The following is an 11,002-nucleotide window of genomic DNA, read 5'->3' as shown; positions in this document are numbered from 1 at the left end:
GCGTGGGCGTGGGTGAGGGTGTAGGTGGAGGCGGCGGTGTGGGGGGTGGCGGGCAGTGGGCCAGCCGCGCCCGGATCAGGCCGCCGACGGAAACCGCGGCCACCCACTGCTCCGCGGCGTCCGGGACCTGCGGGACCTGCGTGACCCGCGTGACGCCGGCCGCCTCCGCCGTCGCGGAGCTCGCGGTGGCCACCCCCGTCACCGTGATCGCCGCGGCGCCCAGCCCGGCGCCCGCGATCAGCATTGCCGCCCGTTGCCCCACCCGTTGCCATGACGTCACGACGGACATGGTGCGCGGAAAGGTGCCCGCACCACGGGGCCTCACTCGCCATTCCCTCACAAAGGTGTTATGAGGCCGCGTCAGGTTTACACGCAGGAGCGGCAGTTGGGCCGGCGCGGGCCCCCGGTCGCCACGGCGTCGCCGCTCCTCGGGCCGCATGTCGCGCCCGGGGGCGCGCGCCGCCCGCGCGAACAGGGGGCGGCGGCGGGCGGCCGCCCGCGGCTACTCTCGTGCCGCGCGCGACGGAGGGCCGGAGCGCCGGAGGGCAGCGGGACCGGGGCCGGGGCCGGCGCACCGGACCCGTCGGACCGCCCCCGCGCACGAGCCGGGCGAATAATAGTCACAGCGCGACAAGTGCCGGGTGAAAATGCCTCAACCGGCGTGAGTGCTTCCACCCCGCTCCTAGCCTGGCCTATGAACTGATTTAGGGCCTGTTTCGATTTTCGCCTCCGGTTCCGCGCGGTCGTTCTCCGCCTCCGCCTCCGGTTCCGCCCGGCCGTCGACGCGGGCCCTGCCACGGGCATGGTGACGTCAGGACGCGGTGGCACCCCGCCATCGCGCTGGGGAGGGGAGCGCGTGCCGGGTATCGACGAGTGTCTGTGCGAGGCCATGGCGATTCCCGGGGTACGGGGGGCCGGCCTGGTCGACTGGACCAGCGGCCTGGCCCTGGGCGCGGCGGGCGCGGTCGCCGAACGCGCCGGGGAGGCCGCGGCGGCCCGTACGGCGGACATGGCACGGCTGGCGTTCGAGAGCGGCCCGCTCGGCGAGGCGGAGCCCGGCGGCGACCCGGTCGAGGACATCATCGTGACCGCCCGCGACAGCTACCAGCTCCTCCGCTTCCTGGAGACGGAGTTCGACAGCAGCCTCTTCCTCTGCCTCTGGATGGACCGCGCCGAGGCCAACCTCGCCGTCGCCCGGCTGCGGTTGCGGGAGCTCGCCGACCGGCTGGTGCTGGCGTGACCGGCCGGGAGACCGTCGCCGACATACTGCTGCGGCTGGCCGCCGAGGGGGCGACGGGCGCCCTCCACGGCCCCCTGGGCGTCCTCTATCTGGACGAGGGGCTGGTCGCGCATGCCGAGAGCCCCCTCGCCCCCGACGCCGGCGTCGTGCTCACGGCCGGCGGCAGGCTCTCGGCGGACCTGTGGAACAAAGCGGTCGCCGAGGCCGGCGCGGACCGGAGCGTGGGCCGGTTCCTCGTCGAGTACGGGTGCGTGGGCCGCGGCGAGCTCGAACTGTGCCACACCGCCGCGCTCCACGACGCCGCGTACTTCGCGCTGTTCCCCGAGTCGCTGCGCCCCGAGCCGCCGCTCCCGGACCGATGGCTCCCCGGCTCACCCCTCGCCGGCCCACCGCTCCCGGATGCACCGCCTCCCGGCCCACCGCTCCCCGATGGGGAGCGGCCCTCCCGGCCGGCCCGCTTCCTCCGGGGCGCGCGGCACTGGCTGGGCCCGGTGCGCGCGGTGCCGGCCGCCGCCGTGTGCCGGGAGGCGGACCGCCGGCGGGCGTTGCTGGGCCGCGTCTGGCCCTGGCCCGCGGTGGACGTGGCGCCCGTGCGGCCGAACCCCGGCGCCGACGCGCACAGCGGGCCCGGCACCCGGCCCACGCGCCGCGCCCTGGAGGTGCTGGCGGCGGCCGACGGGGCGCGCACCCCCTGTGACATCGCCCGGCTCCTCGGCCGGGCCACGTTCGCCACGCTGTACGAGGTACGGCGGCTGGCCGCGGCCGGCTACCTCGACACACCCGACGCCGGGGGCGCCGCACCGGCCCTCGGCGCGCCCGGCACCGGCGACGGCGTACCGGACGGTCGCCCGGCCCCGCCGCAGGTGACCGGCACCGCCCCCGGCCGTACGGACACCGCCGTCGGCGCGACCCGCACGGGCGACGCACCGGCCCTCCGCGGGACCCGTACGGACGACGCACCGGCCCCGCGCGCGGCGCGTGCCGACGGCGTGCCCCCGCCCCGCCGCCGCGGGAACGGCGGCGCCGCGGCCGCCGCCGGGGCCGCCGCCCAGGGGCCCGGCGCCCCCGACATCTCCCTGCTCTTCCGCATCCGAGCCGCACTGGAGGCCCATCTGTGAACGCCTCGACCCTTCAGCCCCGGATCGCCGCCGAACTGCGCGGGCTGCGCGCCCGGCTGCCGCAGGTCCACGGCGGTCTGGTGGCGAGCACCGACGGGTTGGTCGTCGCCCACGACACCGAGGACGTCGAGCCCGAGGGGCTCGCGGCGCTCACCGCGGCGGCGCTCGGGGTCGGCCGGCGGCTCACCGAGGCCAGTGGCCAGGGCGGCCTGCGCGAGTTGCTGGCCCGCGGCGAGCGCGGCTATGTCGCCACCTACGCCGCCGGGGACTCCCTGGTGCTCACCGTGCTGGCGGCGCACGACGCCAACGTCGGACGGCTGCATCTGGAGGCCCGCCGGGCCTGCGGCCGCATCGGCGACGTGGCCGACGGCACACCCGGCCGGCCGCCCCGCCGCGAACCGGAGCGGGGACGGGAGCCGGAGCGGGGACGGGAGTGGCAGCGCACATGACCGCACGAGCGCGCAGGGGCGCGCGGAACGGCGCCCCGGCGCGCGGCAAAAGAGCACGCGGCAAAAGACCACCACCGGCAGCACAGCGGAAAGGAAGTGTGACCCCCATGGCGGACACCGAAACCACGCTGAAGGAAGCGATGACGTCCATTCAGGGCGCCGTCGGTGTGGCGCTCGTCGATTACGGCAGCGGCATGGCACTGGGTACGCTGGGCAGCACCCAGGATCTGGATCTCTCGGTGGCCGCCGCCGGCAACACCGATGTGGTGCGCGCGAAACTGCGCACGATGGAGATGCTGCACCTCAAGGACCATATCGAGGACATCCTCATCACCCTCTGCACGCAGTACCACCTGATCCGGCTGCTCACCGGGCGCGGCGGAAAGGGCCTGTTCCTGTATCTCGTGCTCGACAAGGATCGCGCGAACCTGGCGATGGCGCGCCATCAGCTCAAGCGCATCGAGTCGGAATTGGAGATCTGACGCGCGCCGGCGCACGGGAAGTGGTGAACCGGATATTCCGGGCGCCGTCCCGTGCGCCGGGCGTGCGAACTAGCGGTCCGTGACCGGAACGGACCGCAGATTTCCGTTTGCTGTTCCCCTGCCAAGGGGCGATCAGTAGCCTCAGCTCGTGACACCGGCATGCACATGGCCGGGCTTGTACGTATTGACGACGTCATGACGAGCTGGAGACATTGATGGAGCGCCCCTCCTGGGCCCCTGTGGGCATCGACCTGACCGTGCCGAGCGTGTCCCGGATCTACGACTACTACCTGGGGGGTTCGCACAACTTCGAGATCGACCGGGAGGCGGCCCGCAAGGCGATCGAGATCATGCCGGGCCTGCCGAAGATCATGCAGGCGAACCGTGCCTTCATGCGCCGGGCCGTGCGCTACGCCGTCGACCGGGGCGTCACCCAGTTCCTGGACATCGGTTCGGGCATACCCACCTTCGGCAATGTGCACGAGGTGGCACAGGCCGCCCACCCGGGCGCCCGGGTGGTCTACGTCGACAACGACCCGGTCGCCGTGGCGCACAGCCGGGCCGTGCTCGAGGGCAACGCCCACGCCGGCATCGCCGCGGCCGATCTGCGCAAGCCGGCGGAGATACTGTCCAGCCCCGAGGCCGTGCGCCTGCTCGACTTCGAGCGGCCGGTGGCGCTGCTGCTCGTCGCGGTGCTGCACTTCATGGCCGACGACGAGGACCCGTGGGGCCGCGTCGCCGAGCTGCGGGACGCGCTCGCCCCCGGCAGCCTCGTCGTGCTCACCCACGCCTCCACCGAGGGCGGGCCGATGTCCGACCGGCAGGGCGACCAGGTGGAGGACGTCTACCGGAACGCCACCTCCCCGCTGTTCTTCCGGTCCCGCGGGGAGGTCCAGCGGTTCTTCGACGGCTTCGAGATGGTCGACCCCGGGCTGGTCTCCATGCCCGACTGGCGCCCGGACACCCCGGACGCCCTCGAGGACCCCGTCGCGTACAGCGGCTTCGGCGGAGTGGGGCGCAAGGCGTGATCAGCGGGCCGGTGGGAACCGGGAACACCGAGCGAGACGGCCCCGATACGGGGCCGGGCGGAACCCTGCGGCGATTCGCGACCATCTGGAGCCGCGCGATCTATCCGGCGACGGCGACCTCGATGACCCGCGCCGAGTTCGAGGAATACCTGATTCCCCTGGCCCAGCGGCTCAGCGACGCCCTGGGAGCCCGGCACTTCGACCCGAGCCCGGCGCTGGCCGTGGGCTCCGCCCTGGTGGCCGCGCACTGCACCGACCCCGGAGCGCTGCCCCGCACCCTGGGAGTCGTCGACTCCTACCTGGTGCTGTACTGCCCGCCGGCCGAGCCGCTGTCCGTGGAGGAGACCCGCGCGCGCTGCGCCCGCCTCCAGCACTCCATCGCGGCCGGCTTCGCGGAGGCCCTGCGCGAGCGCACCCTCGCGGAGCAGGAGGCCATATCCCGGGCGGCCCTGGCCGCGCAGAGCGAGGCGGAGAAGGCGCTGCACGCCAGCGAGGAGCGCTTCCGGGCGGTGTTCGAGGGCGCGGCCATCGGCATCGGCATCGCCGACATCAAGGGCAACGTCCTCGACGTCAACAACGCGCTCACCCAGATGTTCGGGGGGCTGGAGCACCATGTGCGCAGCCGCAGGGTGACCGACTGGGTCCACCCGGAGGACTCGCCCGGGGTGTGGCGGCTGCACAACGAGCTCGTCAATGGGGAACGCGACCACTTCCGCATCGACAAGCCGTACTACCGCACCGACGGCACCGTGTTGTGGACCAACCTCACGGTGTCCCTGCTGCGGGACGCGGCCGGCCGGCCGCAGTACCAGCTCGCGCTGATGGAGGACATCACCGAGCGCCGGCTGCTGCACGAGCGGCTCCGCTACGAGGCCACCCATGACGCGCTCACCGGGCTGCCCAACCGGACGCTGTTCTTCGAGCGCCTGGAGGCCGCGCTCGCCGCGCGCCGGGGCACCGCCCGGTTCGGCCTGTGCTACCTCGACCTGGACGGCTTCAAGACCGTCAACGACAGCCTGGGCCACGCGGTGGGGGACCAGCTGCTGGTCGCCGTCGCCGATCGGCTGCAAACCTGTGTCACCTCTCCTGAGCAGCTCGTCGCCCGCATCGGCGGCGACGAGTTCGTGGCCCTGATCGTGGACCCGCCCTCCCAGGACGAGGTCACCGCGTTCGCCCAGCGCATCCTCGATGTGCTGGCCACGCCCATCCGGCTGGACGGCCGGGAGCTCACCGTCCGCGGCAGCATCGGGATCGTCGACGGGCCGACGGGGGAACTCGGCCCGGCGGAGGTCCTGCGCAGCGCGGACATCACCATGTACCGGGCCAAGGCGGCCGGCGGCAACCGCTTCGAACACTCCGACCGGGAGGCGGACGTCCGTGCCATCACCCGGCACGGCCTGACCAACAGCCTGCCGGCGGCCCTGGAGCGCGGCGAGTTCTTCATCGAGTACCAGCCGCTGGTGCAGCTCAGCGACGGCAGCGTACGGGGCGCCGAGGCGCTGGTGCGCTGGCTGCACCCACTGCGCGGGGTGCTCGGCCCCGACCAGTTCATCCCGCTGGCCGAGAACACCGGGCTGATCGTGCCGCTGGGCCGCTGGGTGCTGTCCGAGGCCGTGCGCCAGGCCCGCGACTGGCAGTACCAGAACCGGGGGCGGCTGCCGCTGCGGGTCAATGTGAACCTCTCGCCCTGCCAGCTGCACCACCCCGGGCTGGTGCCCGACATCGTCGAGGTGCTGGAGGAGGCCGGCCTCGAACCGAGCGCGCTCTGTCTGGAGGTGACCGAGAGCGCTCTCATCGGCGCCGACGAGGACCTGCTCAAGCCCCTGCGTCAGCTCGCCGACCTCGGCGTGGACATCGCCCTGGACGACTTCGGCACCGGCTACTCCAACCTCGCCAACCTCCGCCGGATGCCGGTCAGCACGCTCAAGCTCGACCGGTCCTTCACCCTCGGCATGCAGCGGGACCCGGCCGACCCGGTGGACATCAAGATCGTGGAGGGGATCGTCTCGCTCGCCCACACGCTCGATCTGACGGTGACGGTGGAGGGCGTGGAGACGGGCCTGCAGGCCGAGCATCTGCGGGTCCTCGGCTGCGACACGGCCCAGGGCTGGTACTACGCCCGCCCCGGCCCGCCGGAGCGGCTCCACGCCCTGTCCCTGGTCGACGCGTCCTGACCGCCGGCCGGCCGCCACCGGGCCGGCGGGGCGCCGGGGGCGCGACCTAGACGCCCAGGAGGTCGGGGAGGTGCTGGACGCGGCCCTCCAGGATGGCGCCGAGGCCCAGGATCGCGCAGAGGTCGGGGCGGTCCGCCGTGGTCACCCGCATACCGGTGGCCCGGGCGAGCATGGTCTCCAGGCCGGGCAGGCGCGCGTTGCCGCCGGTCAGGGTGATGCCCCGCTCGCACAGGTCCGCCACCAGGTCCGGCGGGCAGCCGCGGAGCACCGTACGGAGGCCGTCGAGGACGGCCGTCAGCGGCGCGTCGATCGCCTGGCGGACCGTGTCCCCGTCCACGATCACCGAGCGGGCCACCCCGGTGGCCACGTCCCGGCCGTGCACCTCGGCGCGGTCGGCCATGCGGTCGGCCGCGGCCAGGACCAGGTCCAGCGGTCGGCCGGCCTGGCTCGGCAGCATCAGCTCATGGTGCCTGCGCAGGTGTTCGACCACCGCCCGGTCGACGGAGTCGCCGCCCACCGGGATCGCGTGGGCCGCGACGACCGCGCCCAGCGAGAGCACCGCCACATGGGTGGTGGCCGTCCCGCAGACGACCACCATCGTCGCCTCGGCGCGCTCCACCGGCAGCCCGCTGCCGACCGCCGCGCACAGCAGGGTGTCCGCGAGCTCCACCCGGCGGGCGCCGAGCGCGGTGAGCGTCTCGACCGTGGCCCGCTGGACGAGCGGCTCGCTGTCGTGCCGCGCGCACGCGGCGATCCGCAGGGTGGGCCGGCGCCGCCACGCCCTGCGCAGCTCCCCGGCGAGGAGGTGGCGGAGCATCCGGTGCGCCACGTCGATGTCGACGACCGTGCCGTTGACGACGGGGCGGACCACGCGGATGTGCTCCGGGGTGCGGCCCGCCATGGCCTCGGCCGCCTCGCCCACGGCGACCAGCGCCCCCGTGCGCTTGTTGACGGCGGCCACGCTGGGCTCGTCGACCAGCAGCCCCCGGTGCTTCACATAGACCCGGGTCCTCGCCGCGCCGAGGTCGACAGCGACGGAACAGCGGCGCAACTGATCGAAGGGTGCGGTCACCTGCGGTCCTCCCCTGAGGGACGGTCGGCCGGGCGGGGCCGCTGGCCGGCCCCGCCCCTGTGATCACCACCATGCTGCCGGTGATCTTGCCGCGCGCGTCGTGGTGCGCCGCCCGGGCGACGGCCGTCGGGGCGGACTTCGGCCGGGCGGCGCCCGCCGGCGGCGGAGAGCCCGTCAGGCCGGGCCTCCGCCGGGCCGCACCGCTCGGGGTCGGGGAGCAGCCGCTCGGGGCCGAAAACCCGTCAGGGGGCCGGGATCGGCGTCGACAGGGAGAGCGCGAAGCGCCCGGCCGCGTCCGTCCACCAGTGCCGCAGATCGAGACCGGCCGCCGCCAGCTCCGCCCGTACGCCCTCGGGCCGGAACTTCGCCGACACCTCGGTCCGCAGCTCCTCGCCCGCGGCGAAGGAGACCGCCATGTCCAGGGCCGGGATCTTCGCCGTGAGCGCCGTACGGGCGCGCAGCCGCATCTCGATCCACTCCCGCCGCGCGTCCCACAGCGCCACATGGTCGAAGTCGGCGGGGTCGAAGTCCGCGCCCAGCTCCCGGTTGAGCACGGCCAGCACGTTCCGGTTGAACTCCGCGGTCACCCCCCGCGCGTCGTCGTACGCGGCGACGAGCACCTCCTCGTCCTTGACCAGGTCGGTGCCGAGCAGCAGTGTGTCCCCGGGCCGCAGCAGGGCCCGCAGGGACGCCAGGAAGCCGGCCCGCTCGTCGGGCAGCAGATTGCCGATCGTGCCCCCGAGGAAGGCGACCAGCCGCGGCCCCGGGGCCTCGGGCAGGGGCAGGCCGTGCTGGAAGTCGGCGAGGAGCGCGTGCACGGTCAGGTCCGGGTGCTCCGCCAGCAGGGCCCGCCCCGCGCCGGCCAGCGCGCTCTCGCTGACGTCGACCGGGACGTACACGCTCAGCTCGCGCAGGGCCCGCAGCAGCAGTCGGGTCTTCTCGGAGGAGCCGGAGCCCAGTTCGACGAGCGTACGGGCGCCGGCCGCGGCCGCGATCTCCTCGGCCCGGTCGACGAGGATCTCCCGCTCGGCGCGGGTCGGGTAGTACTCGGGCAGCCGGGTGATCTCCTCGAACAGATCGCTGCCTCGGGCGTCGTAGAACCACTTGGGCGGCAGGTGTTTGGGCGCGGCGCCGAGCCCGCGCAGGACATCGGAGCGCAGGGCGGCGTCCGTGGCGTCGGCGGGCAGGACTCGGGTGAGGCGATACGGGCTCAACGCGGGGGCTCCTTGAACGGGATCACAAGAACGGTGGTGCGCGTGGCGAGCACCAGGGAGCGGTCGGGGACGGCGGTCCAGCGCGGATCGTCGTCGTACGGCTCGGACGCCACGGCGACGGCGGACCGGCCCGGGTCGGCCAGGTACCAGAGGGTGTCGCCCCAGGCGGTGGCGGCGATCGCGGCACCGTCGGTGAGCAGCAGGTTCAGCCGTGACTCGGGCGTGGCCGCCACCAGCGCGGCGACGGCCGCGGCGAGCGCCTCGCCGAGGTCGTCGCCCGAGCGCAGCCGGCGCAGCACCAGTGCCCAGACGAACGCGGAGTCGTTGCGCGCCTCCAGGGCGAGCAGGTCCAGGGCGGGCAGCGAGGCGGCGAGCGGCGCGACGGAGTCGGGCCAGTCGCGCAGCGCGCCGTTGTGGCTGAACAGCCAGGGGCCTGCGGCGAACGGCGCGGCGGGCGCCTCCGCGTCGGCCCCGGGGGCGGTGGCGTCGCGCACGGCGGCCAGCAGGGCGGTGGTGCGCACCACCCGGGCCAGATCGGCGAAGGACGGGTCGGCCCAGAGGGGGCCGGCGCGCCGGTAGCGGCCGGGCACCGGGTCGCCGGCGGCGTACCAGCCGACGCCGAACCCGTCGGCGTTCACCGTGCCGTACCGCTGGTGGCGCGGCGCCCACGACTGGCGCAGCAGCCCGTGCTCGGGCCGCACCAGCACCTCGCCCAGGCGCGCCGGGGGCCCGAGGTAGGCGATGTGGCGGCACATCAGGGGCTCCGCCGGGCGCGGGCGGGCGCGGCGGGGGCTGCCGGCCGCCTCATGGGGCCGCTTTCGTGCCGTGCCCGGCGCCGTACGCGTTCCCGCCCGCGGCGCCGGGGCCCGTGTCGTCGTCGGCGGTGCGGGCCGTGCGGAAGCCGGAGAAGATCTGCCGGCGCACGGGCAGGTCCCAGTTGCGGAACGTGCCCCGGCACGCCACCTGGTCCACCGCGAAGGAGCCGCCGCGCAGCACCTTGTGCGCGCTGCCGAAGAACACCTCGGAGTACTCCCGGTAGGGGAACGCCCGGAACCCCGGGTACGGCAGGAAGTCGCTCGCCGTCCACTCCCACACATCGCCGATGAGCTGCCGCACGCCCAGCGGCGAGGCGCCCCGCGGATAGCCGCCGACGGGAGCCGGCCGCAGGTGGCGCTGGCCGAGGTTGGCCCGGTCGGGGGTGGGGTCCGCGTCGCCCCAGGGGTAGCGCAGCGAGCGGCCCGCGACGGGGTCGTGCCGGGCGGCCTTCTCCCACTCCGCCTCGGTGGGCAGCCGCCGGCCGGCCCAGCGCGCGTAGGCGTCGGCCTCGTACCAGCACACGTGCACCACCGGCTCGTCCGGCGGCACCGGTTCGACGACGCCGAAGCGGCGCCGCAGCCACTGCGCGCCCTCGCGCCGCCAGAACAGCGGGGCGCGCAGGCCCTCCCGGCGGACGTGGGCCCAGCCCTCTGGCGTCCACCAGCGCGGGTCCTCGTACCCGCCGTCCTCGATGAAGCGCTGGTAGGCGGCGTTGCTCACCGGGACCGTGTCGATGTGGAAGCCGGGCACCCACCGGGTGTGGGCGGGGCGCTCGTTGTCCAGGGCCCAGGGCTCGGTGCTGGTGCCCATGGTGAACGGGCCGCCGGGGACGTGGACCTCGGAGGGCAGGGCGGCCGCGTCCGCCGGCGCCGGGGGCGGCGGGGGCGCGTCCAGGACGGCCGCGCCCCGGCGGAGCTGATGGGTGATGAGCATGGTCTCGTCGTGCTGCTGCTCGTGCTGGGCGATCATGCCGAAGGCGAAGCCGGCGGCGACCAGCGGGCGGCCCCCGAGCGCGGTGCCCTCCAGCACGTCCAGGGCCCGCGCCCGGACGTCGGCGGCGTACGCGCGGGCCTCGGCGGGCGGGAGCAGCGGCAGGGCGGGCCGGGAGGCACGCGGGTGCTCGAAGGCGTCGTACAGCCCGTCGATCTCGGGGCGCAGGGCGTCCCGGCCGCCGACGGCGCGCAGCAGCCACTGCTCCTCCTGGTTGCCGATGTGGGCGAGGTCCCACACGAGGGGCGACATCAGGGGGGAGTGCTGGGCCATGAGCTCGGGGTCGGGCACGCAGTCGGTGAGGGCGGCGGTGCGGGCGCGGGCCCGCAGCAGGGCCTCGGCCGCGTGCCGTCGGATCGTTTCCTCGCCGATGTCGGGGGCGGTCACGGGGCCCACCGCGGGGCCGGAACCCATCGCGG

10 protein-coding genes and 1 pseudogene are annotated in these 11,002 nt (G+C 75.0%); 6 read left to right on the top strand and 5 right to left on the bottom strand.

What is annotated here, in order from left to right; translation table 11 throughout:
- A pseudogene (locus ACSNOD_RS21965) lies at nucleotides 1-280 on the bottom strand (hypothetical protein); the annotation flags it as partial.
- Between the two features lie 576 nt (nucleotides 281-856).
- Between ACSNOD_RS21965 and ACSNOD_RS21960 the strand changes: the two are divergent.
- The 6 genes from ACSNOD_RS21960 (at nucleotide 857) to ACSNOD_RS21935 (ending at nucleotide 6,491) form a co-directional block, all read left to right on the top strand.
- Entirely contained in the window at nucleotides 857-1,240 is a 384-nt protein-coding gene (locus tag ACSNOD_RS21960) for a hypothetical protein (RefSeq protein ID WP_436768722.1), read from the top strand.
- Nucleotides 1,237-2,358, top strand: coding sequence for a hypothetical protein (locus tag ACSNOD_RS21955; RefSeq protein ID WP_436768721.1), 1,122 nt, complete (start codon nucleotides 1,237-1,239; stop codon nucleotides 2,356-2,358). Before ACSNOD_RS21960 ends, ACSNOD_RS21955 begins: the two co-directional genes overlap by 4 nt.
- Entirely contained in the window at nucleotides 2,355-2,807 is a 453-nt protein-coding gene (locus tag ACSNOD_RS21950) for a roadblock/LC7 domain-containing protein (RefSeq protein ID WP_436768720.1), read from the top strand. The genes ACSNOD_RS21955 and ACSNOD_RS21950 overlap by 4 nt, the downstream gene beginning before the upstream one ends.
- 107 nt (nucleotides 2,808-2,914) lie before the next feature.
- Entirely contained in the window at nucleotides 2,915-3,289 is a 375-nt protein-coding gene (locus tag ACSNOD_RS21945; protein ID WP_436768719.1) for a hypothetical protein, read from the top strand.
- A gap of 215 nt (nucleotides 3,290-3,504) precedes the next feature.
- A complete protein-coding gene (locus ACSNOD_RS21940; RefSeq protein WP_436768718.1) occupies nucleotides 3,505-4,317 on the top strand; it encodes an SAM-dependent methyltransferase in 813 nt (270 codons plus the stop codon).
- Nucleotides 4,318-4,328: 11 nt separating this feature from the next.
- Entirely contained in the window at nucleotides 4,329-6,491 is a 2,163-nt protein-coding gene (locus ACSNOD_RS21935; RefSeq protein WP_436768717.1) for a putative bifunctional diguanylate cyclase/phosphodiesterase, read from the top strand.
- 46 nt (nucleotides 6,492-6,537) lie between these two features.
- Here the strand turns inward: ACSNOD_RS21935 and ACSNOD_RS21930 are convergent, their stop codons facing one another.
- The 4 genes from ACSNOD_RS21930 to egtB form a co-directional block, all read right to left on the bottom strand.
- Nucleotides 6,538-7,563 carry a rod shape-determining protein gene (locus ACSNOD_RS21930; protein ID WP_436768716.1) on the bottom strand — a complete coding sequence of 342 codons (1,026 nt, stop codon included), beginning with the start codon at nucleotides 7,561-7,563 and terminating at the stop codon, nucleotides 6,538-6,540.
- Between the two features lie 242 nt (nucleotides 7,564-7,805).
- Complete coding sequence (gene egtD, locus ACSNOD_RS21925) at nucleotides 7,806-8,777, bottom strand: L-histidine N(alpha)-methyltransferase (protein ID WP_436768715.1); 972 nt, start codon at nucleotides 8,775-8,777, stop codon at nucleotides 7,806-7,808.
- Nucleotides 8,774-9,532 carry an ergothioneine biosynthesis protein EgtC gene (gene egtC, locus ACSNOD_RS21920; protein WP_436768714.1) on the bottom strand — a complete coding sequence of 253 codons (759 nt, stop codon included), beginning with the start codon at nucleotides 9,530-9,532 and terminating at the stop codon, nucleotides 8,774-8,776. Before egtC ends, egtD begins: the two co-directional genes overlap by 4 nt.
- Before the next feature lie 49 nt (nucleotides 9,533-9,581).
- Nucleotides 9,582-10,997 carry an ergothioneine biosynthesis protein EgtB gene (egtB, locus tag ACSNOD_RS21915; protein ID WP_436768723.1) on the bottom strand — a complete coding sequence of 472 codons (1,416 nt, stop codon included), beginning with the start codon at nucleotides 10,995-10,997 and terminating at the stop codon, nucleotides 9,582-9,584.
- Between the last annotated feature and the right edge of the window lie 5 nt (nucleotides 10,998-11,002).

The organism is Streptomyces sp. URMC 123 (genome assembly GCF_051386515.1).
Lineage (GTDB): Bacteria > Actinomycetota > Actinomycetes > Streptomycetales > Streptomycetaceae > Streptomyces.
The sequence above is the reverse complement of the archived record's forward strand: the minus strand, read 5'-3'. Positions and strand labels throughout refer to the sequence as shown.

What these genes read in the sequence shown, in the direction of transcription:
- egtB (WP_436768723.1), bottom strand. Translation starts at nt 10,997, where the DNA reads ATGGGTTCCGGCCCCGCGGTGGGCCCCGTGACCGCCCCCGACATCGGC.
- ACSNOD_RS21940 (WP_436768718.1), top strand. Translation starts at nt 3,505, where the DNA reads ATGGAGCGCCCCTCCTGGGCCCCTGTGGGCATCGACCTGACCGTGCCG.
- ACSNOD_RS21945 (WP_436768719.1), top strand. Translation starts at nt 2,915, where the DNA reads ATGGCGGACACCGAAACCACGCTGAAGGAAGCGATGACGTCCATTCAG.
- egtC (WP_436768714.1), bottom strand. Translation starts at nt 9,532, where the DNA reads ATGTGCCGCCACATCGCCTACCTCGGGCCCCCGGCGCGCCTGGGCGAG.